Source organism: Ferribacterium limneticum, from assembly GCF_020510625.1.
Classification (GTDB): Bacteria; Pseudomonadota; Gammaproteobacteria; order Burkholderiales; family Rhodocyclaceae; genus Azonexus; species Azonexus limneticus_A.
Window position 1 is genome coordinate 398848 of the sequence record NZ_CP075191.1, and the last position, 24382, is coordinate 423229.

Annotated in this window: 25 protein-coding genes; 14 read left to right on the forward strand and 11 right to left on the reverse strand. The window is 62.5% G+C overall.

All coding sequences use genetic code 11. The features are described 5' to 3' along the window. Positions 1 to 49: 49 nt before the first annotated feature. The 8 genes from KI617_RS01915 to KI617_RS01955 form a co-directional block, all read right to left on the reverse strand. The gene (locus KI617_RS01915; RefSeq protein WP_226450131.1) at positions 50 to 937 is read right to left on the reverse strand and encodes an alpha/beta fold hydrolase; all 888 of its coding nucleotides are present in this window, start codon (positions 935 to 937) and stop codon (positions 50 to 52) included. A 6-nt stretch (positions 938 to 943) separates the two neighbouring features. Continuing rightward, complete coding sequence (locus tag KI617_RS01920) at positions 944 to 1306, reverse strand: response regulator (RefSeq protein WP_226450133.1); 363 nt, start codon at positions 1304 to 1306, stop codon at positions 944 to 946. Between the two features lie 207 nt (positions 1307 to 1513). Then, a complete protein-coding gene (locus tag KI617_RS20435; protein WP_319004134.1) occupies positions 1514 to 2830 on the reverse strand; it encodes an ATP-binding cassette domain-containing protein in 1317 nt (438 codons plus the stop codon). 115 nt (positions 2831 to 2945) lie between these two features. Next, positions 2946 to 3701 carry an ABC transporter ATP-binding protein gene (locus tag KI617_RS01935; RefSeq protein WP_226451828.1) on the reverse strand — a complete coding sequence of 252 codons (756 nt, stop codon included), beginning with the start codon at positions 3699 to 3701 and terminating at the stop codon, positions 2946 to 2948. Positions 3702 to 3709: 8 nt separating this feature from the next. Next, entirely contained in the window at positions 3710 to 4642 is a 933-nt protein-coding gene (locus tag KI617_RS01940; protein ID WP_226450135.1) for a branched-chain amino acid ABC transporter permease, read from the reverse strand. Between the two features lie 2 nt (positions 4643 to 4644). Continuing rightward, positions 4645 to 5523 carry a branched-chain amino acid ABC transporter permease gene (locus tag KI617_RS01945; RefSeq protein ID WP_226450137.1) on the reverse strand — a complete coding sequence of 293 codons (879 nt, stop codon included), beginning with the start codon at positions 5521 to 5523 and terminating at the stop codon, positions 4645 to 4647. 180 nt (positions 5524 to 5703) lie between these two features. Beyond that, complete coding sequence (locus tag KI617_RS01950) at positions 5704 to 6753, reverse strand: 2Fe-2S iron-sulfur cluster-binding protein (RefSeq protein WP_226450139.1); 1050 nt, start codon at positions 6751 to 6753, stop codon at positions 5704 to 5706. Between the two features lie 185 nt (positions 6754 to 6938). After that, positions 6939 to 7967 carry a hypothetical protein gene (locus KI617_RS01955; protein WP_226450141.1) on the reverse strand — a complete coding sequence of 343 codons (1029 nt, stop codon included), beginning with the start codon at positions 7965 to 7967 and terminating at the stop codon, positions 6939 to 6941. Between the two features lie 382 nt (positions 7968 to 8349). Between KI617_RS01955 and paaN the strand changes: the two genes are divergently transcribed. From paaN to KI617_RS02025, 14 genes are all read left to right on the forward strand, one after another. After that, positions 8350 to 10014: a phenylacetic acid degradation protein PaaN gene (paaN, locus tag KI617_RS01960; protein WP_226450142.1), complete on the forward strand. Its 1665-nt coding sequence runs from the start codon at positions 8350 to 8352 to the stop codon at positions 10012 to 10014. A gap of 132 nt (positions 10015 to 10146) precedes the next feature. Further along, a complete protein-coding gene (gene paaG / locus KI617_RS01965; RefSeq protein ID WP_226450144.1) occupies positions 10147 to 10941 on the forward strand; it encodes a 2-(1,2-epoxy-1,2-dihydrophenyl)acetyl-CoA isomerase PaaG in 795 nt (264 codons plus the stop codon). A gap of 126 nt (positions 10942 to 11067) precedes the next feature. Next, positions 11068 to 12621, forward strand: a complete 1554-nt coding sequence (paaH, locus tag KI617_RS01970; protein ID WP_226450146.1) for a 3-hydroxyacyl-CoA dehydrogenase PaaH — start codon at positions 11068 to 11070, stop codon at positions 12619 to 12621. After that, positions 12614 to 13078, forward strand: a complete 465-nt coding sequence (gene paaI, locus KI617_RS01975; protein WP_226450148.1) for a hydroxyphenylacetyl-CoA thioesterase PaaI — start codon at positions 12614 to 12616, stop codon at positions 13076 to 13078. The genes paaH and paaI overlap by 8 nt, the downstream gene beginning before the upstream one ends. Positions 13079 to 13166: 88 nt before the next feature. Continuing rightward, a complete protein-coding gene (gene paaK, locus KI617_RS01980) occupies positions 13167 to 14492 on the forward strand; it encodes a phenylacetate--CoA ligase PaaK (protein ID WP_226450150.1) in 1326 nt (441 codons plus the stop codon). Between the two features lie 92 nt (positions 14493 to 14584). Then, on the forward strand, positions 14585 to 15790 hold the full coding sequence (gene pcaF, locus KI617_RS01985) for a 3-oxoadipyl-CoA thiolase (RefSeq protein WP_226450152.1): 1206 nt from the start codon (positions 14585 to 14587) through the stop codon (positions 15788 to 15790). Positions 15791 to 15920: 130 nt separating this feature from the next. Next, the gene (locus tag KI617_RS01990) at positions 15921 to 17066 is read left to right on the forward strand and encodes an ABC transporter substrate-binding protein (RefSeq protein WP_226450153.1); all 1146 of its coding nucleotides are present in this window, start codon (positions 15921 to 15923) and stop codon (positions 17064 to 17066) included. A 290-nt stretch (positions 17067 to 17356) separates the two neighbouring features. Then, a complete protein-coding gene (paaA, locus tag KI617_RS01995) occupies positions 17357 to 18370 on the forward strand; it encodes a 1,2-phenylacetyl-CoA epoxidase subunit PaaA (protein ID WP_226450154.1) in 1014 nt (337 codons plus the stop codon). Next, positions 18367 to 18660 carry a 1,2-phenylacetyl-CoA epoxidase subunit PaaB gene (paaB, locus tag KI617_RS02000; protein WP_226450155.1) on the forward strand — a complete coding sequence of 98 codons (294 nt, stop codon included), beginning with the start codon at positions 18367 to 18369 and terminating at the stop codon, positions 18658 to 18660. Before paaA ends, paaB begins: the two co-directional genes overlap by 4 nt. Then, positions 18660 to 19442, forward strand: a complete 783-nt coding sequence (gene paaC, locus KI617_RS02005) for a 1,2-phenylacetyl-CoA epoxidase subunit PaaC (protein WP_226450156.1) — start codon at positions 18660 to 18662, stop codon at positions 19440 to 19442. Before paaB ends, paaC begins: the two co-directional genes overlap by 1 nt. 3 nt (positions 19443 to 19445) lie before the next feature. Beyond that, entirely contained in the window at positions 19446 to 19946 is a 501-nt protein-coding gene (paaD, locus tag KI617_RS02010) for a 1,2-phenylacetyl-CoA epoxidase subunit PaaD (RefSeq protein WP_226450157.1), read from the forward strand. A gap of 151 nt (positions 19947 to 20097) precedes the next feature. Further along, the gene (locus tag KI617_RS02015; RefSeq protein WP_226450159.1) at positions 20098 to 21195 is read left to right on the forward strand and encodes a 2Fe-2S iron-sulfur cluster-binding protein; all 1098 of its coding nucleotides are present in this window, start codon (positions 20098 to 20100) and stop codon (positions 21193 to 21195) included. A gap of 74 nt (positions 21196 to 21269) precedes the next feature. Next, positions 21270 to 22043 carry an enoyl-CoA hydratase gene (locus KI617_RS02020; protein WP_226450161.1) on the forward strand — a complete coding sequence of 258 codons (774 nt, stop codon included), beginning with the start codon at positions 21270 to 21272 and terminating at the stop codon, positions 22041 to 22043. A gap of 11 nt (positions 22044 to 22054) precedes the next feature. Continuing rightward, positions 22055 to 22834, forward strand: coding sequence for an enoyl-CoA hydratase/isomerase family protein (locus KI617_RS02025; protein WP_226450163.1), 780 nt, complete (start codon positions 22055 to 22057; stop codon positions 22832 to 22834). A gap of 10 nt (positions 22835 to 22844) precedes the next feature. On the opposite strand, the gene KI617_RS02030 is transcribed toward KI617_RS02025, so the two are convergent. From KI617_RS02030 to KI617_RS02040, 3 genes are all read right to left on the reverse strand, one after another. Further along, entirely contained in the window at positions 22845 to 23153 is a 309-nt protein-coding gene (locus KI617_RS02030; RefSeq protein ID WP_226450165.1) for a type II toxin-antitoxin system RelE/ParE family toxin, read from the reverse strand. Between the two features lie 2 nt (positions 23154 to 23155). Then, the gene (locus KI617_RS02035; RefSeq protein WP_226450167.1) at positions 23156 to 23440 is read right to left on the reverse strand and encodes a DUF6290 family protein; all 285 of its coding nucleotides are present in this window, start codon (positions 23438 to 23440) and stop codon (positions 23156 to 23158) included. Positions 23441 to 23522: 82 nt separating this feature from the next. After that, the gene (locus KI617_RS02040) at positions 23523 to 24323 is read right to left on the reverse strand and encodes an IclR family transcriptional regulator (protein WP_226450169.1); all 801 of its coding nucleotides are present in this window, start codon (positions 24321 to 24323) and stop codon (positions 23523 to 23525) included. Positions 24324 to 24382 lie beyond the last annotated feature (59 nt).

The window sequence follows — 24382 nt, forward strand, 5'->3', positions numbered from 1 at the left end:
CGGGCGCGCCAGGATGTCAGTTAGATGTCATCCGGTGGGCCGGGTTCAATCAGGCAATGAAGGTCTCGACGATGCGCGCGACTTCTTCCGGCTGGTCGTGGTGCAGCATGTGGTCGGCGTTGTCGACCCATTCTTCGCGCACGTTGGCAAAGCAGGCCTGGCGGGCGGCCCAGTCGCCGGGGCGGGTGTCGAATTCGCGGATGACCCAGGACTGGCGGCCGGCGACCCAGAGCACCGGGCAGGTGATCTGCTGCCAGATCGCCATCGATTCTTCGAGGCGGAACAGGTAGGGGGCGGGGGCCTTATGCCAGGGGTCGCCGTTCCAGATGATGCCGTGGCGACGTTCGCCACCCTTGGTTTCGCCATCGCCGATCCGGGCGAGGTGGCGGGAGAGGTAGTCGGCGCGTTCCTGGGTCAGGAAGCGGTCGGTGTGCATCAGGCGGCGGGCGAAGCCGGCGCGGTCGCTGTAGACATGCATGCGTGGCGGGCTTTTGAGCACGCCTAGCCATTTCTGGTAGCGCTCGGTCGCCATGTCCGGCGTGGTCGGGGCGATGCCGAAGCCTTCCAGCGAAATCACGCTTTCCACCCGTTCGGGCCGGATGCCGGCGTACAGGCAGGAGAGGATGCCGCCCATGCTGTGGCCGACCAGCTTGACCTTGCCTTCGGGGGCGTAGCGGTCGAGGATGGCTTCGAGGTCGCCGAGGTGTTCGGCGAAGAAGTAGGGGCGGTTCAGCCATTCCGAACTGCCGAAGCCGCGCCAGTCAGGGGCGATGATGTTCCAGTCCTTCTTCAGCTCGTCGACGACGAACTGGAAGGAGGCGGAAACGTCCATCCAGCCGTGGAGCAGGAACAGCGTAGGCGCCTTCGGGTTGCCCCAGCGCCGGATGTGCAGGCGGATGTCGGGCAGGTCGAGGTATTCGGAGCGGGAAGGTGTCATCAAGGGTCAGCCGAGTAATTTCTTCAATGCAGCTTCCAGCCGTTCCGGCGTGAAGGGCTTGGACATCCAGCCGGTGGCACCGGCTGCGCGGAAAGCCGTTTTCATTTCGTCGGAAGTTTCGGTGGTCAGGACCAGGATGGGCACGTTCTGCTTCACCGTGCCGCTGCGAATCGATTTGACCATGCTCAGGCCGTCCATACCTGGCATGTTCTGGTCGGAGATGATCAGATCAATGTCTTCCTGGCGCAGTTGCTCAAGGCCGGCCCGGCCGCCGGAAGCCTCGACGATGCGATAGCCGAGTGGCTGCAGGCAGGCCTTCAGCATGTTGCGGATGGAGGTGGAGTCATCGACGATCAGGATGGTTGGCATGATGAGTTGAGCTTGGCAGGATCAGGGAAAAGGTGCCTTGGGGGCATCGGCTTGGATTCAGAAGAGAGTTTTCCAGATTTTTGCCGGTGCGGTGGATTTTTTCGCGGTGCGGCAGACCAATGTCTCATGTCATTGATGGCCAGTTAAGTAGCTGCATTCCGGGAAGGCATCCACCGGCCTGCTGCTCGGTGGATGCCTGCTTGCGTCCTACATGCCGAGATAGGCCGCCCGCACCTGCTCGTTGCTGATCAGTTCCTGGCCGGTGCCGGTCAGGGTGATGTTGCCGGTCTCCAGCACATAGCCGCGGTCGGCGATGGCCAGTGCGGCGAAGGCGTTCTGCTCGACCAGGAAGATGGTCATGCCCTGCGACTTGAGCGTCTTGACTACGTTGAACACCTCCTCGACCAGCAGCGGAGCGAGGCCCATCGACGGTTCGTCGAGCAGCAGCATCTTCGGGCGGCCCATCAGGGCGCGGCCGATGGCCAGCATCTGCTGCTGGCCGCCGGATAGCGTGCCGGCCGGCAGATTGCGCTTTTCCTTGAGGATGGGGAACATCGAATAGATTTTCTCCATGTCCTCGGCGACCTGATGCTTCGGCTGTGTGTAGGCACCAAGCCGCAGGTTGTCCTCGATCGACAGCGGCCCGAAGACCTGCCGTCCTTCCGGGCTCTGGCAGATGCCGCGGCGCATGCGCAGGTCGGAACGTAGGTGCGAGATGTCCTCGCCGTCGAACATGATCTTGCCGGCGCTCATCGGCTGTACGCCGGAGAGGGTGCGCAGGAAGGTGGTCTTGCCGGCGCCGTTGGCGCCAACCAGGGCAACCAGCTCGCCCTTGCGGACTTCGAGGTCGATGCCCTTCAGTGCCTTGATGCGGCCGTAGCAGCTTTCCATGCCCTTGACCGAAAGCAGCACGTCGCCACCGGCCGGGCCGGCGCCAGGTTGCAGCGAGCCGGCGCTGTGGGCGCCGAGACCGATGGATTCGGGGGCGAGGCTGGCGATGCGGTGGAACAGTTCGCGGAATTCGGCCCGTGCCTTGCTGCCGAACAGCGGGTCGTCGTTGTCGAGGAAGGCCTTGTCGATCTCGGCCCAGTCTTCAGTCGTCAGCACCTCGCGGGCGAGGGGCATGGCGTCCTTTTCCTCGCTGCGGACGTGGCTCTTGATCGCCGCGGTGTAGTTGCGCAAGGCGCCGGTGAAGGCGGCATTGCTCTCGCCGCCGCCAGCCGTCGCCGCAAGCTTGGCACGCAGATCCTTGAGGTTTTCCGGGCCGTTGCGGTGTTCGGCCTGCAGGCGGTCGAGGATGGCGCCAGCTTCGGTTGAACGTTCGCGCAGCAGGCGGAAGAGGTATTCGTCCTCCTTGGCGTGGTGGGCGCGATCCATGAACTGCTCGATGTAGTCGAAGACCGAGGTGAAGAAGGGCGTCTCGACCTTGCTGCCGGCGTCGATCTCGTCGGCGACCATGTCGAGCGTGGTGGCGATGCGCCAGAGGTTCTGGTGCTCTTCGGTGATGATGCGTAATGCTTCCATGTCTAACTCCTGGATTTCGTGCACGGCCGGCTCAGCGCGCGAAGGCGAGCCGCAGGCAGTGCGAGTTGCACGCCAAGGCGAAGTCGACAAAGCGATGGGCTGGCCGGGGATGGAATCATGCGTGAGCGCCGAGGTAGGCGGCGATTACATCGGGGTTCTTGCGGATTTCTTCACCGGTGCCTTCGGCCAGTTTCTTGCCGTAGTCGAGGACGAGGATGCGGTCGGACAGGTTCATGACCATCTTCATGTCGTGTTCGACCAGCACTACCGTCACGCCGGCGTCGGCGATCTTGCGGACCAGATGGTCGACCTCGATGGTCTCCTTGGGGTTGAGGCCGGCGGCCGGTTCGTCGAGGAAGATCAGTCGCGGCTTCATGGCCAGGGCACGGGCGATTTCCAGGCGCTTCAGGGCGCCGTAGGACATCGCGTCGGCCCGGGTTTCGACGTACTGCTCCAACCCGACGAAGGCCATCAGTTCAGCCGCTTCGGCGCGCATTTCGCGATCACGCTTTTTCAGGCCGGGGAAGCGCAGGGCAGCCTTGACCAGATTGCGGTCGAGCCGCAAGTGAGCGCCTACCATCACGTTCTCGACGGCGCTCATGTTCATGCAGATCTGCAGGTTCTGGAAGGTGCGGGCGACGCCGCGGGTGGCCAGTTCGTTCGGCGACTTGCCGTGGATGGCTTCGCCGTCCAGCCGGATTTCGCCGGTGGTCGGTTTGTACACCCCGGTGATCAGGTTGAACAGCGTCGTCTTGCCGGCGCCGTTGGGGCCGATCACCGAATAGACGATGCCGGAATCGATGTTGAACGACACATTCTGGACGGCCTTGACGCCGCCGAAATGGATGGAGAGGTCTTTGACTTCAAGCATGCTCACGGTTATTCCCCCTTCCCGAACTTGGCGGCCAGCGTCGGGACGAGGCCCTTGGGCAGGAAGATCATCGACAGCATCAGGATGGCGCCGAAGACCACGGTTTCCCAGCCTTCGAAGGTGGCCAGTGCCTGGGGCAGGGCGGTCAGCAGCACGGCGCCAACCAGCGAGCCATATACCGAGGCCATGCCGCCGATGACGACCATGGTGACCAGTTCGATCGAGTGGAAGAAGTCGGCGAAGTTGGGGCTGACGAAACCGACGTAGTGCGCCGTGACGCTGCCCATCAGGCTGGCGAAGACGGCGGACAGCACGAAGATCGCCACCTTGTAGCGAACGACATCGACACCGACCACCTGTGAGGCGACTTCCGAGCCGTGCAGCGCGCGCAGGGCGCGGCCGAACGGCGAGTCGATCAGGTTCAGCGAGGCCCAGACCGACACCGACAGCAGGATGGCGACGACCCAGTACCACTGCTTGTCGTTGCTCAGCTCGAAGCCGAACAGGCCCATCGCCGGCACCGGCATGCCGTCCGGTCCGCCGGTCCATTGCGCTTCGTTACGCAGCGCAATGTTGATGATGATGCCGAGGCCGAGCGTTGCCATCGCCAGGTAGTTGCCCTTGAGCTTGAAGATCGGGCGGGCGACCAGGGCGGCGAGAACGCCGGTGGCGACCGCGCCGGCGCCCATGGCGAGCAGCGGATGCCAGCCGAAGTGCGTCGGCAGCACGGCCGAGGCATAGGCGCCAATGCCGAGGAAACCGGCGTGGCCGAGACTGATCTGGCCGGCAAAGCCGATCAGCAGATTCAAGCCGAGGACGATCACGGCGTTGATCGCCATGCGCACGGCGAGGTCGAGGTAGAAGCTGTTGGGCATCACGAAGGGCAGCACCAGCAGAATGGCGATGACCACATAGAGGCCGTTATAGACACTTTTTTTCATGCTTACACCCGATCCGTCGATTTGCCGCCGAACAGGCCGCGCGGCATGAAGAAGAGAATGAACAGGATCAACACGAAGGGGATCGCATCCTTGTAGGCCGACGAGATGTAGCCGGCGCCCATGGCTTCGAGGATGCCGACGAGCAGGCCGCCGACCACGGCGCCGAGGCCGTTGCCCAGGCCGCCAAGCACGGCAGAGACGAAGCCCTTGAGGCCGAGCATGATCCCGACGTCGTAGGAGGTCATGGTGATCGGGGTGAGCAGGATGCCGCCCAGCGCGCCGAGCGCGGCCGACATGGCGAAGCTCATGAATAGGACCCAGCCGGTGTTGATGCCGACCAGTTCGGCGGCCAGCCGGTTATAGGAGGTGGCCAGCATGGCCTTGCCCTGCAGCGTGCGGTTGAAGTAGTACCACAGCGCAACGACGACCAGCGCGGTGATGCCGAGCACCCACAGGCTTTGCGGCATCAGCGTGGCGCCGAGGATGTTGATCGGCGTTTCGCCGGAGAAGGCCGGCAGGCTGTGGGTGTTCTTGCCGAAGATGACGGCGGTCAGGCCGCGGATGACCAGCGAGGCGCCGATGGTGATGATGATCAGGGTCACCGTTTCGGCGCCCTTGACCGGCTCGATGGCCAGCTTTTCGATGATCACGCCGACGATGGCGGGAATCAGGATGGCCAGTACCAGCGCGACCGGCAGCGGCAGGCCGGCCTGGGTGAAGAACACCGCCAGCATGCCGCCGAGCATGATGAATTCGCCCTGGGCGAAGTTGATCACGTTGCTGGCGTTGTAGATCAGCGTAAAGCCGAGAGCGGCCAGCGCGTAAGTCGCACCGACCGTGATCCCGGAAAAGAGGAATTGCAGGAACTGGGCAAGCATCATGCCCTCCTTCTCTGTTGGTCTTGGGGGTTCATCTCGTCTCCTTTTGGTTTTTATGTGATGGCTATTGGTCGTCATTCCCGCGAAAGCGGGAATCCAGAAATTCGCACCAAAAATGGATCCCCGCCTGCGCGGGGATGACGGGGTGAAACGTATTGCTGGTGCATGATCGTGGTCGGTTGTTCAGGCCGACAGCAGGTGATCTTCATCGGCCACCACCGGCTGCTGCTGGGCAAAGAAGCCTTCGGTATGTATCAGTTCGTCCAGCGCGCCCTGGGCCTTGGCGGCGGCGACGCAGCTGTCGACGAATTCCGGGCTGCCGGCGATGAAGAGGGTGTGCTTGGACAGATCCTTGAACAGTTGCGGCAGCACGACATCGACGCGGCCTTTCAGGAAACCGTCGGCTTCTTCGCGGGTCAGCGTCACCTTGTAGTCGAAATTGCGATGCTTGGTGCGCCACCAGGCCATCATGCCCTGGCTGTAGACGTCTTCCTTGGTGCGGGCCGAGAAGAGCATGGTTACCGGTTTCTTGAAGCCGCGACGCAGGGCGGCTTCAGCCAGCGCCAGCACGGGGGCGAGGCCGGTGCCGGCCGCGATGCAGAGGACCGGGGTGTCGACCGAAGGGTCACCGATGAAGGTGCCGTAGGCGCCGGACACCTTGACGTTGTCGCCGGCCTGCAGGCTGTCGTGCACCCAGTTGCTGGTCACGCCGCCATCGGCGCGGGCAACTTGCAGCACCAGTTCGCCGTCGGGACGGGGGGCGTTGGAAATGGAATAGGCGCGGGCCGGAATGTCGGCGCGCGGGTTGCCGAGCGTGACGTACTGGCCGGGCCAGTAGCGGATCGGCTGGCCGACCGGGCGCAGGCGCAGCTCGACGACGCGGGCGGCGATCTGCTTCTTGTCGGTGACGACGAACAGCGCATCTTCGCGCGGGGGGAAGAGTTTGGGCTTCGCATCGGCGGTGCCCCACTCGATGGTCAGTTCCTCGGAAATCGGCTTGGCCATGCACATCAGGCCGAAGCCCTGCTTGCGCTCATCCTGCGAGAGAGCCATGTCGAGCACCATGCCCTGGTCGAACTGGCCCTGGGTGACCTTGACCTTGCATTCGCCACAGGCGCCGGCGCGGCAGTTGTTGGGCAGGGCATAGCCGGCCTTTTCGAGCGCCATCAGAACGGTATCGCCATAGGCGCAATCAACGGACTTGCCGGAGGGTTGCATGATGATACGAGCCATTTTGTCTTCCCCTATTGGTATTGGTTTCTCTGTTGCGGCAAGGCCGGCGCCCTTGTCGGGGCACCGGCCGGTTGTGGCATCGTCATTCCCGCGCCCCGAAGGAAGTACCCCTGGGGTGCGAAAGCGGGAATCCAGAAAGAGCGACGACTGGATTCCCGCCTGCGCGGGAATGACGATTGGGGGGCTTAGAAGACCGGGATGATGTCTTCCATGTCGATTTCGGAGACTTCCTGGCCGGTGATGCCGACTTCCGGAATGGCGGGGAACGGGATGTTGTAGCGATCAAGCACGCCCTTCAGGTTGATCATCGCGTTCTTCCAGTTTTCCAGTTTGGCCTCGTAGCTCGGGATGCCGAAACCGGCGCCGCGCGCCACTTCTTCGCCTTCGCGCTGGTTGGCGATGAAGTCTTCCGGCAGGTCCCAGAATTCCATCGGCGGCTCGAACAGCACGGCGGACAGGAACAGGTAGCCGGCGCGGATCTGCTTGGTGACGATCGCCTTGGTGGAGTCGTCGAGGCCCGGGTAATCGCGCTCCATGACCGCCATGCAGATCGCCATGTGACGGCCTTCGTCGCGGCCGATGTTCTTGAAGCCTTCCTTGAACACGGCTTCACGGGAGTTGTCGAACATCTGCTTGAAGATGGTGGCGGCAGCAATCTCGCCCATCAGGAAGGAGCTGAACAAAACCGCCAGGTCGTACTTCGGCACGGCCTGCTTGTAGCCGGTCCAGTAGCGCGAGCCGTTGAAGTACAGCCACTTGACGTTTTTCTGCAGGCGGCGGCCAAGATCGGTCTTCGGTTCATAGGTGATCGGGTCCGGGTGGCCGAGCATCTTGGTGATCGCCAGACCGCACATGATTTCGTGGTTCTGCTCGTCACGGGTGACGGAGAAGAAGCACTTGCGGACGGGGTCTTCCTCGTGCACTTCGTAGGTCTTGATCAGCGCTTCAGCGAAGACAGGGGGGGCGGATGCATCGAATACCGACAGCAGACTCCACCAGTAGGCGATCGACTCACGCTCTTCCCAGGTGTAGCTGTCTACATCCAGCGTATCCCAGGGCAGCTTTTCCGGATCCCAGTTCTCGCGCAGCGAGGCTTCCCAGACTTCCTGCAGCTTCTTGGTCTTGGAGTTCCAGGATAGCGGGTAGATGTTGGGCTGCTGGATTTCCGGCGGGAATTCCATCTTGTCGGCAAAACGTTCCTTGTTGCTGGCCATGTCTTTGTCTCCTTTTGGATACGAATCTTGTCATCGGGTTGGTGATCCATCCGGACCTGCGGATGGCGTGAGATGAATCATGATACGTATCGATGTTTAATGTCAACAAATTCTGTATCGGTTTTGCGTAAAGTTTATCAGGAACAAATTCTGTATTTCGGAATCATAGCCTTGGAATGAAGATTGGCAAGATATAACTGGCGGTTTTTAAGAATATTTTTATAGTTTGAGAAATTTCTTTCGCTAAACGGAATGATCGGTTTTTGCATTTTTAACGATACTTTTGTTTGACAATTGTTATCTTAATTCGTATCGTGTAACCAGATTGGAGTGCGCCGCATGCGCCTCTGCCCAAGAAAAGACATCTTCAAGGAGATTTCCGATGTCCCACCCCCTGCTCGACAAGCACCGCGCCACGCTCGATGGCGCCCTGAATGCCATCGCCACCCGCGGCTACTGGTCGGCCTATAACGAGATGCCGAGTCCGAAGACCTACGGCGAAACGGCAGCTGAAGATGGCAAGAAGGCTTTCGAAGCCCATCTTGGCAAGCAGTTCGATCTGGGGCAGCCGGGTACTACCGGTTGGGTGGGCGGCGAGCAGTCTCCTTATGGCATCGACCTGAATGTTCAATATCCGGTTTGTGCCTACGAAACATTGATCGCCGCCGGGCAGCAGGCCATGACTGGCTGGCAGAAGATCGGTACCGAGGGCCGTACCGGCATCTGCCTCGAAATCCTGGCTCGCCTGAATCAGCAGAGCTTCGAGCTGGCCCACTCGGTGATGATGACCACCGGCCAGGGCTGGATGATGGCCTTCCAGGCCGGCTCGCCGCACGCCCAGGACCGCGGCCTCGAAGCTGTGGCCTACGCTTATCGCGAACAGAGCTTCGTGCCGGCCGAAACGACCTGGGACAAGCCGCAGGGCAAGAACCCGCCGCTGGTCATGAAGAAGCATTTCGAAATCGTCGGTCACGGTATCGGCGTCGTTGTCGGCTGCGGCACCTTCCCGACCTGGAATACCTACCCTGGCCTGTTTGCCGCGCTGTCCACCGGCAATGCCGTCATCGTCAAGCCGCACAGTAATGCAATCCTTCCGGCCGCCATTACTGTGCGCACCATTCGCGCCGTGCTCGCCGAGAACGGCATCGATCCCAATCTGGTCACCCTGTGCGTCGCCGATCGTGCCGCGACGCAGAAGCTGGTCACCCATCCGGCCGTCAAGTCCATCGACTTCACCGGTGGCAATGTCTTCGGCCAGTGGCTGATCGACAACTGCCGTCAGGCCCGCGTCTATGCCGAGCTGGCTGGCGTTAACAACATCGTCATCGACTCGACCGATGCCTACAAGCCGATGCTGCGCAACCTGGCCTTCACGCTGTCGCTGTATTCCGGCCAGATGTGTACCACCTCGCAGGCCATCTTCGTGCCGGCTGGCGGCATCGAAACGGAAGACGGCCACAAGTCCTACGACGACGTTTGCGCCGATCTGGCCCGCGCCGTTTCCGGCTTCCTGTCCAAGCCTGAAGTTGCACTGGCCGTGCTCGGTGCCGTGCAGTCGGCCGATACGCTGAAGCGCATCAACGAAGCCGACAGCGGTTCGCTGGGCAAGGTCATCCTCGCCTCGACCAAGCTCGACAACCCGGAATTCCCGAAATCCGAAGTTCGCACTCCGGTCCTGCTCGCCTGCGATGCCGCCGACGAAAAGGCCTACATGGAAGAACGTTTCGGCCCGATCAGCTTCATCGTCAAGGTCGCCGACACCGCTGCCGCCATCGCCCTGTCCGAACGCATCATCACGACGCACGGCGCGCTGACGGCCGGCATCTACTCGACCAAGGCTGAAGTCATCGACGCCATGACCGCTGCCACCATGCGCTCCAAGGTCGCCCTGTCGATCAACCTGACCGGTGGCGTGTTCGTGAACCAGTCGGCGGCTTACTCCGACTACCACGGCACCGGTGGCAACCCGGCGGCCAATGCGTCCTACGCCGATGCCGCCTTCGTCGCCAATCGATTTGTCGTCGTCCAGCGCCGTTACCACGTATGAACACCTCACCGTCATTCCCGCACCCCAAGGGTGCTTCCTACGGGGCGCGCAGGCGGGAATCCAGAAGTCCCTGGATCCCCGCTTTCGCGGGGATGACGGCCAAGTCAGCCTAGCTTAGAGAGAAAGCCAAGCATGAACTTCCAAACCATCACCTTCACCGTCGACGCCGGCATTGCCCGCCTGACCCTGAATCGTCCGGACAAGCTGAACAGCTTCACTGGCGAAATGCATGCCGAACTGCGCACCGCGCTCGACCGCGTCCAGAGCGACCACGTCATCCGCGTGCTGGTGCTGAGCGGTGCCGGTCGCGCCTTCTCGGCCGGCCAGGATCTGGCTGATCCGGACATGGCGAAAATCGACGGCAAGATGCCGGACATCGGCAATGTCGTCGAGCGGAACTACAAGCCGCTGGTCATGCGTCTGCAGAACCTGCGCGTGCCGACCATCGCTGCGGTCAATGGCATCGCGGCCGGTGCCGGCGCTTCGGTGGCGCTGGCCTGTGACCTGGTCATTGCCACCAAGTCGGCTTCCTTCCTGCAGGCATTTTCAAAGATCGGCCTGATTCCGGATACCGGCGGTACCTGGTTCCTGCCGCAGCGCGTCGGCATGGCCCGCGCCATGGGCCTCGCCCTGCTGGCTGACAAGCTGCCGGCCGCAAAGGCTGCCGAATGGGGCCTGATCTGGGAATGCACCGAGGATGCCGATTTCGCCGCCCGCATTGATGCGCTGGCCAAGCAACTGTCGGTGATGCCGACCAAGGCGCTGGTCCGCACCCGTCAGGCCATGCACGCCGCGCCGGGTCACACGCTGGAGCAGCAACTGTCCTTTGAAGGCAGCTTCATGCGCGAACTGGGCTGGAGCCCGGACTACGCCGAGGGTGTTGCTGCCTTCATGGAAAAACGTGCGCCGAATTTCACCGGAGAGTGAGAGCGTGAGCGCTCGTGCTTATCTCCGTCATTCCCGCGCAGGCGGGAATCCAGTGCTCCGACCATGGATCCCCGCCTGCGCGGGGATGACGGGTTCGGCTGCTAGTACAAACGAATAATCAACGCCATGACCCAACCCCTTAATAGAGAATCCGTCATCGCCGTCATCGGCACTGGCGCCATGGGCGCCGGCATCGCCCAGGTCGCTGCAGCGGCCGGCCATCCGGTCAAGCTGCTCGATGCCCGCTCCGATGCGGCCGCTCGTGCCGTCGCCGGTATCCGTGCCCAGTTCGCCAAGCTGGCCGAAAAAGGCAAGATGACTGCCGAAGCCGCCCAAGCGGCCGGCGAGCGCCTGAGCGCCGTCGAGCAACTGGCTGATCTGGCCGATGCCGCGCTGGTCGTCGAGGCCATCGTCGAAAGCCTCGAAGCCAAGCAGAAGCTCTATGCCGATCTCGAAGCCATTGTCGGCAAGGATTGCCTGTTTGGCACCAACACCTCGTCGATTTCGGTGACCGCCATTGGCGCTGCGCTGAAGCACCCGGAGCGTCTGGCTGGCCTGCATTTCTTCAATCCGGCTCCGCTGATGGCGCTGGTCGAGATTGTTTCCGGCCTGGCCACCGACAAGGCGGTCGCCGACACCTTGTTCGCCACGGCCAACGCCTGGGGCAAGACGGCGGTCCATGCCAAGTCGACGCCGGGTTTTATCGTCAATCGCGTCGCCCGCCCTTACTACGCCGAAGCCCTGCGTGTCGCCCAGGAAGGCGCTGCCGACTACGCCACCATCGATGCCTGCTGCCGCGAGGCCGGCGGTTTCCGCATGGGGCCGTTCGAGCTGATGGACATGATCGGCCACGACGTCAATTTCGCCGTGACCAATTCGGTGTGGCGCGCTTTCTACAACGACCAGCGTTTCCTGCCTTCGCTGATCCAGCAGGAACTGGTTGATGCCGGTTTCTTCGGCAAGAAGACCGGGCGTGGCTTTTACGACTACCGCGAAGGCGCCGTTCGCCCGGCCGCACAAACCGAGGCCGCTCAGGCCCCGGCCGGCAAGATCACCGTGTTTGGCGAGTCGGCTGCGGCCGAAGCGTTGGCCGAGCGTCTCGAACACAGCGGCCTGACTTTCAGCCGGGCACTGGATACCGACGCCCTGAAGGAAGTCCCCTTGGGGGACGGCCGTGTCGCTGAAATCGGCCGTGCTGCCATTTACGTGACCGACGGTCGCAGCGCTACCCAGCGCGCCGCCGAATCGGGTGTCGCCAATACCGTCCTGGTCGATCTGGCCCTGGATTACAGCAAGGCAACGCGCATCGCCATCGCTGCCGCCGAGCAGTGCGATCCAGTGGCGACGGCTTCGGCCATCGGCCTGCTGCAGGCCGCCGGCTTTGCCGTCTCGCGCTGCCTCGATGTGCCGGGCCTGATCGTCATGCGCACGGTTGCGATGCTGGCCAATGAAGCCGCCGATGCCGTCAATCAGGGCGTCTGCTCCGAAGCCGGGGCCGATCAGGCCATGCGCCTCGGCGTCAATTACCCGCAAGGGCCGCTGGCCTGGGCCGATCAGGTTGGCGTCGCCGCTATCCGTGATGTGCTGGCCAATCTCGGCACCAGCTACGGCGAGGACCGTTATCGCATTTCGCCGCTGATCCAGCGCGCCGTTTTTGCCGGAAGGAAAATTCATGACTGAACACAAGCTCACTCCCGCCGAGGCGCAAGCCCTGGCCGACGCCACCGCCGAGGCGATGTTCGCGCGCGACCGCGCCGCCCAGGCCCTGGGCATCAAGATCGTCCGCGTCCAGCCGGGCGCCTCGCTGCTCACCATGACGGTACGTTCCGACATGGTGAACGGCCACCACATCTGCCACGGCGGCATGATTTTCAGCCTGGCCGATACCGCCTTTGCCTACGCCTGCAACAGCTACAACAAGAACACCGTCGCCTCGGCCTGCCATATCGATTTCCTGGCTCCGGCCAAGGAAGGCGAAACGCTGGAAGCCGAAGCGGTCGAGCAATCCGCTTCCGGCCGCACCGGCGTCTACGACATCACGGTGCGCAATAACCACGGCAAGACCATCGCCCTGTTCCGCGGCAAGAGCTACCGCATCAACGGCGAAGTGATTGCCGGACTGGAAAGCAGTAGTTAGTTGCCAGTCAGCGAGAGTCGTTAGCAAACCCTGCTAATCACTCTAGCGACTAACGACTAATGACTAGCAACTAATAGAGGAGACAAACATGACTTCCAAGAAGCCCCTGCCCGGCGAACTCGATCCCATCGAAACCGCCAGCCGCGACGAAATCTCGGCCCTGCAACTCGAGCGCCTGAAGTGGTCGGTGCGCCACACCTACGACAACGTCGAACCGTATCGCAAGAAGTGCGAAGCCAAGGGCGTTCATCCGGACGACCTGAAGTGCCTGGCCGATCTCGGCAAGTTCCCCTTCATGACCAAGCTCGATCTGCGCGACAACTACCCCTTCGGCCTGTTCGCCGTGCCGCGCACCAAGCTGGCACGCCTGCATGCCTCGAGCGGCACGACCGGCAAATCGGTCGTCGTCGGCTATACCCAGAACGACATCGATAACTGGGCCAACGTGGTTGCCCGTTCGATCCGCGCCGCTGGCGGCCGGGCCGGTGACATGGTCCATGTCGCCTACGGCTATGGCATGTTCACCGGCGGCCTCGGTGCTCACTTCGGTGTCGAACGCCTCGGCTGCTGTGCCGTGCCGATGTCCGGCGGCCAGACCGAAAAGCAGGTCCAGCAGATCATGGACTTCAAGCCGGAAATCATCATGGTTACGCCGTCCTACTCGCTGGTGATCGCCGAGGAATTCGAGCGCCTCGGCATCAAGCCGGAGGAAATCTCGCTCAAGGTCGGCATCTTCGGCGCCGAGCCGTGGGGCGAGGGCATGCGTCACGAGATCGAGCGCAAGCTGGGTATCGACGCCATCGACATCTATGGCCTGACCGAAGTCATGGGCCCGGGCGTTGCCTGCGAATGCATCGAAACTAAAGACGGTCCGGTAATCTGGGAAGACCATTTCTACCCCGAAATCATCGACCCGGAAACCGGCGAAGTGCTGCCGGACGGCGAAGAGGGCGAACTGGTGTTCACCTCGCTGACCAAGGAAGCCTTCCCGGTCATCCGCTATCGCACCCGCGACCTGACCCGCCTGCTGCCGCCGACCGCCCGCTCCTTCCGCCGCATCGGCAAGATCACCGGCCGTTCCGACGACATGCTGATCATCCGCGGCGTCAATGTCTTCCCGACCCAGATCGAGGAACAGATCCTGCGCGACCAGCGCCTGGCCGGCAATTACCAGGTCGTCGTCACTCGCGACGGGCACATGGACAACCTCGAAGTCCGTTGTGAAGTCCAGCGCGAGCTGTCCGGCAAGCTGTCCGCCGCCGACATCCAGCAGATCAGCAAGGAACTGCAGCACCGCATCAAGACCATCATCGGCGTGTCGACCCGGATCACCGTCATGGAATTCGATGCCATCCCGCGTACCCAGGTCGGCAAGGCCAAGCGTGTGCTAGATGAGCGACCGAAACAGCAGTAGTTAGTTGCTAGTCGTTAGTCATTAGCAAAGGCCAAAGCCTTGCCAACTGACGACTAGCCGCTCTCCAACTAACAACTAAGGACTAACGACTAATGACTGATGCTTACATCTGCGACGCCATTCGCACCCCCATTGGCCGCTACGGCGGCGCCCTGGCTGGCGTGCGGGCTGACGATCTCGGTGCCATCCCGCTCAAGGCGCTGATGGAACGCAATCCGCAGGTCGACTGGACAGCCGTCGAAGACATCATCTACGGCTGTGCCAATCAGGCCGGTGAAGACAACCGCAACGTCGCCCGCATGTCCGGCCTGCTGGCCGGCTTGCCGATCGAAGTGCCGGGTACGACGATCAACCGCTTGTGCGGTTCCGGCATGGATGCCATCGGCCTCGCGGCCCGTTCGATCAAGTCCGGCGAAACCGAGCTGATGATCGCCGGTGGCGTCGAGAGCATGTCGCGCGCCCCGTTCGTCATGGGCAAGGCCGAAAGCGCTTTCTCCCGCAATGCCGCGATCTACGACACGACCATCGGCTGGCGCTTTCCCAATCCGCTGATGAAGAAGTTGTACGACACCCATTCGATGCCGCAGACGGCTGACAACGTCGCCGCTGACTTCGCCATCGGCCGGGCCGATCAGGATGCTTTTGCCGTCCGTTCGCAGCAGCGCTGGGCGGCGGCCAACGCGGCTGGTCGCTTCAAGGACGAAATCGTGCCGGTCGTCATCCCGAAGAAGAAGGGTGATCCGGTCGTCGTCGATACCGACGAGCATCCGCGTCCGGAAACGACGCTGGACATGCTGGCCAAGCTGAAGGGCGTCAATGGTCCGGAACTGTCGGTTACCGCCGGCAACGCTTCCGGCGTCAATGACGGCGCCTGCGCACTGCTGCTGGCTTCCGGCGCTGCCGCCAGCCAGTACGGCCTGAAACCGCTAGCCCGCGTCGTCGGCATGGCCACCGCCGGCGTGCTGCCCCGGATCATGGGTTTCGGCCCGGCGCCGGCCGTGCGCAAGGTGCTGGCCAAGACCGGCCTGAGGCTGGATCAGATGGACGTCATCGAACTGAATGAAGCCTTTGCGGCGCAAGGGCTGGCGGTGCTGCGCGATCTCGGCCTGGCCGACGATGCCGCCCACGTCAATCCCAACGGCGGCGCCATCGCCATGGGCCACCCGCTCGGCATGAGCGGCGCCCGGCTGGTCACCACCGCTGCCTATGAACTCAAACGCCGTGGCGGTCGCTACGCCCTGTGCACCATGTGTATTGGTGTCGGGCAAGGCATCGCGATGGTGATCGAGCGTGTTTGATAACCCCTTGCCGTCATTCCCGCGCAGGCGGGAATCCAGATGTTTAAACCTGGATTCCCGGTCAAGCCGGGAATGACGACACCCGTTTTACCGCAGTACCTGACAACAACCCGATAGAGGAGACAAATCCATGAAGCAGAATTTCAAGAAGCTCGTCGCTGGCGCCGCCCTGGTTCTCGGTGCCTTCGGCGCCATTGCTGCCGACCCGATCAAGATCGGTTCCGTCCTCTCCGTCACCGGTCCGGCTGCCTTCCTTGGCGACCCGGAACTGAAGACGCTGCAACTCTACGTTGATGACATCAACAAGAAGGGCGGCGTCCTCGGTCGCCCGCTGCAACTGGTCCATTACGACGATGGCAGCGATGCCAACAAGGCCAACGGCTTCGCCAAGCGCCTGCTCGAAGACGACAAGGTCGACGTGCTGGTTGGCGGTACGACCACCGGTTCCACCATGTCGATGGTGCCGCTGGCTGAAAAGTCGGCAACGCCCTTCATCTCGCTGGCGGGTGCCGTGGTCATCGTCGAGCCGGTCAAGAAGTTCGTCTTCAAGACCCCGCACACCGACCGCATGGCCGCTGAAAAGGTCTTCGAGGACATGAAGAAACGTGGCCTGACCAAGGTGGCGCTGCTCTCCGAAACCTCTGGTTTCGGTGCTTCCGGCAAGAAGGAAACCGAAGGCGTCGCCGCCAAGTACGGCATCACGCTGGTCGCCAACGAGACCTATGGTCCGAAGGATACCGACATGAGCCCGCAGCTGACCAAGATCAAGACCACGCCGGGCCTTCAGGCCGTGTTCGTGTTCGGTCTGGGCCAGGGTCCGGCCATCGTCACCAAGAACTACAAGCAACTCGGCGTGACCTTGCCACTGTATCAGTCGCATGGCGTGGCTTCCGACGAATTCCTGAAGCTGGCCGGCCCGGCGGCTGAAGGTGTCCGCCTGCCGTCTCCGGCTCAGCTGATCCCGGAAAAGCTGGCCGCCAACGACCCGCAGAAGCCTATCGTCACCGCCTATGACAAGGCCTACAAGGCTGCCTACAAGACCGATGTGTCGACCTTCGGCGGTTACGCCTACGACGGCCTGATGCTGGCGGTCGACGCCATCAAGCGCGCCGGTTCCACCGACAAGGCCAAGGTGCGTGATGCCCTGGAAGCGACCAAGGGCTTCGTCGCCACCAGCGGCACCTTCAACATGTCGCCGACCGACCACATGGGTCTCGATCTCTCGGCCTTCCGCCTGCTCGAAGTCAAGGGCGGCGACTGGGTCATCGTTCAGTAAGGCGTCGTCCAGCAGTACTCCTCCCCCTTCAAGGGGGAGGCCGGGAGGGGGATGGGTATGGCGTGCCATGTTCCGGCCAGTCCTGACCCATCCCCACCCCGGCCCTCCCCTTGAAAGGGAGGGAGTGCTGCTCCATGCGACTTCTTTAGGGAGGTGCTGATTAATTCGGAAATGTCATCCCCGCGCAGGCGGGGATCCAGTCCGTTGATTTTTCTGGATTCCCGCCTGCGCGGGAATGACGAATTGATCGGCGTCTCGTTAGCAGCAACTCCAACCCCAAGGAGAACTTCATGTACACACAATCATTCAACGTGCCAGACAACGCCGGCAGCAAGACCGTGCCCCTCGCACCCTCGAATGAGGATCCGGCGCTGCAGGCGGCTTTCGATACCCGCATCGATGCCGATGGTCGCATCGAGCCGCAGGACTGGATGCCGCAGGCCTACCGCAAGACCCTGGTCCGCCAGATCAGCCAGCACGCCCACAGCGAGATTGTCGGCATGCTGCCCGAAGGCAACTGGATTTCCCGCGCCCCGAGCCTGAAGCGCAAGGCCATCCTGATCGCCAAGGTGCAGGATGAAGGCGGCCACGGACTCTATCTGTATTCCGCCGCCGAAACGCTGGGCACCAGCCGCGACCAGATGCTCGAAGGCCTGCATAGCGGCCGCGCCAAATACAGTTCGATCTTCAACTACCCGACCCTGACCTGGGCCGACGTCGGCGTCATCGGCTGGCTGGTGGATGGTGCCGCGATCATGAACCAGATCCCGCTCTGCCGCTGCTCCTACGGTCCCTACGCCCGCGCCATGGTCCGCGTCTGCAAGGAAGAATCCTTCCATCAGCGCCAGGGTTACGAAGCGCTGCTGGTCATGATGACCGGCACCGAAGAACAAAAGGCGATGGTCCAGGATGCAGTCAATCGCTTCTGGTGGAAGTGCCTCGCCATGTTTGGGCCGCCCGATGCAGACAGCCCGAACAGCGTGCAAGGCATGCGCTGGGGCATCAAGCGCATCTCCAACGACGACCTGCGCCAGAAGTTTGTCGACGCCACCGTGCCGCAAGCCAAGGTGCTCGGCGTCACGCTGCCTGACCCGGACCTCAAGTGGAACGAGGAACGCCAGCATTACGGCTACGGCCAGATCGACTGGAACGAATTCTGGGAAACCGTCAATGGCAACGGCCCCTGCAACAAGGAACGCCTGGCGACCCGCGTCAAGGCCCACAACGACGGCCAATGGGTGCGCGACGCCGCGCTGGCCCATGCCAACAAACAAAAAGCCCGTAGTGTTAAGGAGGCAGCATGACTACCGAACTGAAAGAATGGCCCCTCTGGGAAATCTTCATCCGCAGCAAGCAGGGTCTCGAGCACAAGCACTGCGGCAGCCTGCACGCCGCCGATGCCCGTCAGGCACTGGAAATGGCCCGCGACGTCTACACCCGCCGCCAGGAAGGCGTCAGCATCTGGGTGCTGCCATCCGCCGCCATCACCGCCAGCAACCCCGATGAAAAGGGCGAACTGTTCGACCCGGCCGCCGACAAGATCTACCGTCACCCGACCTTCTACGAAATCCCCGACGAAGTGGGGCACATGTAATGAGCGCCGCCATCGATTACCTGCTGCACCTGGCTGACAATGCCCTGGTCCTTGGCCAGCGCAATGCCGAATGGTGTGGACACGGGCCGATCCTCGAAGAAGACATCGCGCTGTCCAACGTCAGCCTCGACCTGATCGGTCAGGCCCGCATGCTCTATCAGCTGGTTGCCACGCTGAAGGGTGGCGATGCCACCGAAGACAAGCTGGCCTACTTCCGCGATACCGGCGAATTCCGCAACTACACGCTGCTCGAACTGCCGCATCACGGCCCGCTGTCCGGCTATGCCCATTCCAGCCTCGACTACGGCACGACCATCGTCCGCAACTTCCTGTACAGCGCCCTGATGGCCCTGCTCTGGGAAGCGCTGGCCAAGTCGAACAACGCCGATCTGGCCGCGATTGCCGCCAAGTCGCTGAAGGAAGTGCGCTATCACCTGCGCCATTCCCGCGACTGGCTGGTCCGTCTCGGCGATGGCACCGAAGAGTCGCATGCCCGCGTCCAGGCTTCGCTCGATCACCTGCTGCCCTACACCCAGGAATTCTGGGCCCACAGCCCAGCGGAAGCTGCCGCGGTGAAGGATGGCATTGCCGTTGATCTGAATACGCTGAAGGCCGACTGGGATGGCATCGTCGCTGCCGCGCTGGCCGAAGCCACGCTGCAGCGCCCGCAAGCCGGCGGCTATGTTTCCGAAGGCAAGAACGGCGTGCATTCCGAGCATCTCGGCTTCCTGCTGGCCGAAATGCAAAGCCTGGCCCGCGCCCATCCGAATGGAGTCTGGTAAGCGATGAACGCCAACGTCGATGCCGCCTGGGCAGCGCTGGAAGATCTGGCCGATCCGGAAATTCCGGTCATCTCGCTGCGCGAGCTCGGCATCCTGCGCGATGTCCGGGTTGGTGCCGACGGTCTGGAAGTGGTCATCACGCCCACCTACAGCGGCTGCCCGGCGATGAGCCAGATCGAGGATGACGTCAAGGCGACGCTGGCTCGCGCCGGTATCGCCGCCCGCGTCATCACCCAACTGGCCCCCGCCTGGACCACCGACTGGATGAGCGAAGCCGGCAAGGAAAAGCTGCGCGCCTACGGCATCGCGCCGCCGCACCAGACGCCGGCCGGCAGCAATGTCGTGCGCTTCATCAGCAAGCCGGCCAAGGTCGAAACCGTGCCCTGTCCGCATTGCGGTTCGGCCAATACCCGCGAATCCTCCCATTTCGGATCGACGGCCTGCAAGGCGCTGTACAAGTGCCAGGATTGCCAGGAACCGTTCGATTACTTCAAGCCTTACTGAGAAAGTCAGAGCAATCGCATGAATCCTGTCCACGTCAAAAATCACCCCCTCTCCACCAACTTGTTGGGGGAGAGGGCTGGGGAGAGGGGGACAGGTTTTTCACCTTCATACGATTGCCGTTTTCACTAAGCATTTTCCGGAGCCCCAATAAATGTCTGCCCTCCGCTTTCACGAACTCACCATCAAGCGCGTCAGCCCCGAAGCGGCCGGCTCGGTGGCGATCACTTTCAACATTCCCGACGCCGAGCGCGAAGCCTTCAGTTTCCAGCCCGGCCAGTTCCTGACCCTGCGCGCCAAGGTCGATGGCCAGGATGTCCGCCGCAGCTATTCGATCAGCAGCCCGCGCAGCCGTCTGGCCAAGGCCGGCGAGCTGGAAATCGGCATCCGCCCGGTCGAAGGCGGCGTCTTTTCCAACTGGGCGGCGCAGACCCTGAAGGCCGGCGCCAAGCTCGACGTGATGCCGCCGGATGGCCGTTTCGTCGTCAAGAAGCAGCGCGCCATCCACCGCGTTGGTTTCGCCGCCGGTTCGGGCATCACACCGATCCTGTCGATTGCCGCGACGACGCTGGAAGAGCAGCCGGAATCAAAATTCACGCTGGTCTACGGCAATCGCCGCATGTCGAGCGTGATGTTCAACGAATCCCTGCAGGACCTGAAGGACCGTTACCCGGACCGCTTGACGCTGATCCACATCCTGTCGCGCCAGGCGCAGGAAGTCGACCTGCTGCAAGGCCGGATCGACGGTGCCAAGGTCCAGGCCGTGATCGATGCCCTGCTGCCGGTCAAGAGCATGGACGAAGTGTTCATTTGCGGCCCGGAGGCGATGATCGAAGCGACCGAAAAGGCGCTGATCGAAGCCGGCGTCCCGGAAAACCGCGTCTATACCGAGCGCTTCACCTCCGGCCCGGCCCAGGCCGCCAAGATCCAGGCCGATACCGATGCCGCACCGACCCGAGTCGCAGCGGCCAAGGACATCGCCCTGACCGTCGTTCTCGACGGCAAGGAACATGATCTGCAGATCGGCCCCGATGAGCACGTGCTCGATGCCGCGATGAACGCCGGCCTCGACCTGCCGTTCTCCTGCAAGGCGGGCGTCTGCTGTACCTGCCGCGCCAAGGTGTTGTGCGGCGAGGTGGTCATGGACAAGAACTACACGCTGGAAGGCGACGAAATGGCGCAGGGCTTCGTGCTCAGCTGCCAGGCCCGTGCCACCACCAAACGCCTGGTGGTCAGCTTCGACGAACGCTGATCCATCCTAACGAAAACTGCACTTGGACCGCCCCACGGCTCCCTCCGGGGGCGGTCATTTTTTTGGAGTGAACAATGACCCAAGTAGTCCTCACCGAAGTGATCGGCAAGGTCGGCCTGATCCGCATCAACCGCCCGGAAGCGATGAACGCGCTGAACAACGAGGTCGTCGACGGCATCGGTGCCGCCATCGACACCTACGAAGCCGACGAGAACATCGGCTGCATCGTCATCACCGGCAATGAGAAAGCCTTCGCCGCCGGAGCCGATATCGGCTTCATGAAGGATTTCGACTACATGCACGCCTACAAGACCGACTTCATCACCCGCAACTGGGAACGCATCAAGACCACCCGCAAGCCGGTGATCGCCGCGGTATCCGGTTTTGCCCTCGGTGGTGGCTGTGAGATGGCCATGATGTGCGACATGATCTTCGCCGCCGACACCGCCAAGTTCGGTCAGCCGGAAATCCGCCTCGGCACCATGCCCGGGGCCGGTGGCACGCAACGTCTCCCCCGCGCCGTCGGCAAGGCCAAGGCCATGGACATGTGCCTGACTGCCCGCATGATGGATGCTGCCGAAGCCGAGAAGGCTGGCCTGGTCGCCCGCATCATCCCGGCCGACCAACTGCTCGACGAAACCCTGAAGGCCGCCCAGACCATAGCCGGCTATTCGCTGCCGGTCGTCATGATGATCAAGGAAACGGTCAATCGCGCTTTCGAATCCAGCCTGAACGAAGGCCTGCTGTTCGAGCGCCGCGTCTTCCACTCGGCTTTCGCCCTCGAAGACCAGAAGGAAGGCATGGCCGCCTTTGTCGAGAAGCGCAAACCAGTATTCAAGAATCGCTGAGGATCGCTGCCATGTACGAAACCCTGGAAATCGAACGGGCCGGCAAGGTCGCCACTATCTGGATGAACCGTCCGGCCGTCTTCAACGCTTTCGACGAACAACTGATCGCCGAACTGGCAGCTGCCTGCACGGAACTCGATGCCGATGCCAGCGTCCGCGTCGTCGTGCTCGGCGGTCGCGGCAAACACTTCTCGGCCGGTGCCGACCTCAACTGGATGAAGCGCGCTTCGCAATTCACCCATGAGCAGAACGTTGAGGATGCCCGCAAGTTCGCCGGCATGCTGCGCACCCTGGCCCAGATGAGCAAACCGACCATTGCCCGCGTGCAAGGCGCTGCCCTCGGTGGCGGCACCGGCCTGACGGCCGCCTGCGACATGGCGGTAGCGAGCAGCGATGCCGTGTTTTCCACGTCGGAAGTAAGGTTCGGCATCATACCGTCGGCGATCAGCCCCTACGTGCTGCGCGCCATCGGCCCGCGCCATGCCCTGCGCTATTTCCAGAGCGCCGAGCGGATCAAAGCTTCGCGGGCTCTCGCCATCGGCCTGGTCGGCGACGTCGTCGAACCGGATGAACTGGATGCCTGTGTCGGCCAACTGGTCGAGGCTTTGTTGCAAGGCGGTCCGCTGGCCCAGAAAGCAGCCAAGGATCTGATTGGTGCGGTGAATGGCCAGCCGATCGATGCAACGATCAGCGAGGAAACAGCCCAGCGCATTGCCCGCCAGCGCGCCACCGATGAAGCGAAAGACGGCATTGCCGCTTTCCTCGACAAGCGCCCGCCGGCCTGGTTGTAAGCCGTGACGTTTACCCGGCCGAATCCCGATCGGAGTATCCGGCTTCGCGCTGGCTGCGTATCGCCAGCACGAAGACGGTATCCAGCTCCGGCAGGTAGCGATACAAGGCAACATAACCATGCGAACGACGACCGATCACTAATTCACGCGTGGCATTCGCTGTGGGGCGGCCGATCAACGGGTTCTGCCCGAGAACATCCAGCGCAGCGATTATTTCGCCGATGCGCTGCCTGGGGTCGTCTACTTCATGATTCGCCAGGTGATCAAGAATGCGCTCGAAATCCTCGGCGACTTCCGGCGCCAGTTCGATACGGGACACGCTCAGCGGACCAGCTTGCGGGCAGCCGGGCGTTGCGTGACCTTGCCGGCCAAGCGTGCTTCCAGATAAGCCCGCATTTCCGGCCACGGAATGGTTTTTCCGGTGGCCACAATGTCGGCATAGCGGGCTTCTGCCACGGCATCGAAATCAGCGCGACGTTCGGCTTGCTCGGCTTTCTCGGCAATCGCCTCAAGAATGAAGGCATGAGCCGTCGTTCCCGCCTGTTTTGCTGCAGCGGTAATGCGGGCTTTCAGCTCATCCGGCAGGCGAATGGTGGTCGTGGACATCTCGGCTTCCCCATGAAGTATTCGAAGCTAGTGTAGCGCAATTGTGCTACAGATCACAGTTCATGCCAGGGGGTCTTTCCGGTCAGGCCGGAACTTTCGGTTCGCCGTGCGCGCCGAGGCGCAGCGACAGCGCATCGGCGCTACGTTTCAGGCTGGTGATGACGTCGCTCTCCGGGCTGATGTCGACCATCCCCTGGACGCCAACGACGAGCAGCGACATGGTGATTTCGTTCTTGAAGTTGAAGACCGGCGCGGCGACACCCTCGATGCCCGGCACCTTGTGCTGGCCATTGGTTGCCGCGTAGCCCTTGGTGCGAATGTCGGCGAGCAGGGCTTCGACCGCCTGCTTGCTGCGCAGCTCCGGCGGAATGTGCGGCTTCTTCAGTTCTTCGGCGATCAGCGGGGCGACGATCTTCTTCGGCATCCACGCCGCAAAGACCCGGCCGGTGGCCGAGCTGAGCAGATCGAGCACGGTGCCGGTAATCACATTGACCGTGATCGGCCGGCGCGGCCGCTCCCAGCGCACGATGACCGGTCCCTGTTCGGCCCAGACGGCGAGTGCCGTGGTCTGGTTGATCTCGTCACGCAATTCGGTGATGGCGTTGAGGCCGAGGCGGACACGGTCCAGCCGGTCGAGTGCGACGAGGCCGAGGTTCAGCGCGAAGCTGCCGAGGTCGTAGCGCGAGCTCATCGGGTCCTGGTCGACCAGGCCGGCCCGGATCAGGCTGACCAGGTAACGGTGCGCCTTCGAGGCGGGCATGTCGGCCGCGGCGGCAATCTCTTTCAGCATCATCGAACGCTGGCCGTTGGCCATGGCGCGCAGGATGCCCATGCCGATTTCCAGCGACTGGACGCCGTGTTTTCCCTCAAGTTCCTCGCTCATGTTGACTCCCTGGATTCTGTTATTCAAAACTGGTTTTATAATAAGTCGAAATATCAAAG

Excerpts from the sequence above, each read along its gene's own strand:
- KI617_RS01940 (WP_226450135.1), bottom strand. The coding sequence starts at position 4,642 with ATGAAAAAAAGTGTCTATAACGGCCTCTATGTGGTCATCGCCATTCTG.
- paaI (WP_226450148.1), top strand. The coding sequence starts at position 12,614 with ATGACTGAACACAAGCTCACTCCCGCCGAGGCGCAAGCCCTGGCCGAC.
- KI617_RS01950 (WP_226450139.1), bottom strand. The coding sequence starts at position 6,753 with ATGGCTCGTATCATCATGCAACCCTCCGGCAAGTCCGTTGATTGCGCC.
- paaG (WP_226450144.1), top strand. The coding sequence starts at position 10,147 with ATGAACTTCCAAACCATCACCTTCACCGTCGACGCCGGCATTGCCCGC.
- KI617_RS02035 (WP_226450167.1), bottom strand. The coding sequence starts at position 23,440 with ATGTCCACGACCACCATTCGCCTGCCGGATGAGCTGAAAGCCCGCATT.
- KI617_RS01945 (WP_226450137.1), bottom strand. The coding sequence starts at position 5,523 with ATGATGCTTGCCCAGTTCCTGCAATTCCTCTTTTCCGGGATCACGGTC.
- KI617_RS02020 (WP_226450161.1), top strand. The coding sequence starts at position 21,270 with ATGACCCAAGTAGTCCTCACCGAAGTGATCGGCAAGGTCGGCCTGATC.
- paaB (WP_226450155.1), top strand. The coding sequence starts at position 18,367 with ATGACTACCGAACTGAAAGAATGGCCCCTCTGGGAAATCTTCATCCGC.
- paaA (WP_226450154.1), top strand. The coding sequence starts at position 17,357 with ATGTACACACAATCATTCAACGTGCCAGACAACGCCGGCAGCAAGACC.
- KI617_RS02025 (WP_226450163.1), top strand. The coding sequence starts at position 22,055 with ATGTACGAAACCCTGGAAATCGAACGGGCCGGCAAGGTCGCCACTATC.
- paaH (WP_226450146.1), top strand. The coding sequence starts at position 11,068 with ATGACCCAACCCCTTAATAGAGAATCCGTCATCGCCGTCATCGGCACT.
- pcaF (WP_226450152.1), top strand. The coding sequence starts at position 14,585 with ATGACTGATGCTTACATCTGCGACGCCATTCGCACCCCCATTGGCCGC.
- KI617_RS02040 (WP_226450169.1), bottom strand. The coding sequence starts at position 24,323 with ATGAGCGAGGAACTTGAGGGAAAACACGGCGTCCAGTCGCTGGAAATC.
- KI617_RS01935 (WP_226451828.1), bottom strand. The coding sequence starts at position 3,701 with ATGCTTGAAGTCAAAGACCTCTCCATCCATTTCGGCGGCGTCAAGGCC.
- paaC (WP_226450156.1), top strand. The coding sequence starts at position 18,660 with ATGAGCGCCGCCATCGATTACCTGCTGCACCTGGCTGACAATGCCCTG.
- paaK (WP_226450150.1), top strand. The coding sequence starts at position 13,167 with ATGACTTCCAAGAAGCCCCTGCCCGGCGAACTCGATCCCATCGAAACC.
- paaN (WP_226450142.1), top strand. The coding sequence starts at position 8,350 with ATGTCCCACCCCCTGCTCGACAAGCACCGCGCCACGCTCGATGGCGCC.
- paaD (WP_226450157.1), top strand. The coding sequence starts at position 19,446 with ATGAACGCCAACGTCGATGCCGCCTGGGCAGCGCTGGAAGATCTGGCC.
- KI617_RS01920 (WP_226450133.1), bottom strand. The coding sequence starts at position 1,306 with ATGCCAACCATCCTGATCGTCGATGACTCCACCTCCATCCGCAACATG.
- KI617_RS01990 (WP_226450153.1), top strand. The coding sequence starts at position 15,921 with ATGAAGCAGAATTTCAAGAAGCTCGTCGCTGGCGCCGCCCTGGTTCTC.
- KI617_RS01955 (WP_226450141.1), bottom strand. The coding sequence starts at position 7,967 with ATGGCCAGCAACAAGGAACGTTTTGCCGACAAGATGGAATTCCCGCCG.
- KI617_RS01915 (WP_226450131.1), bottom strand. The coding sequence starts at position 937 with ATGACACCTTCCCGCTCCGAATACCTCGACCTGCCCGACATCCGCCTG.
- KI617_RS20435 (WP_319004134.1), bottom strand. The coding sequence starts at position 2,830 with ATGGAAGCATTACGCATCATCACCGAAGAGCACCAGAACCTCTGGCGC.
- KI617_RS02015 (WP_226450159.1), top strand. The coding sequence starts at position 20,098 with ATGTCTGCCCTCCGCTTTCACGAACTCACCATCAAGCGCGTCAGCCCC.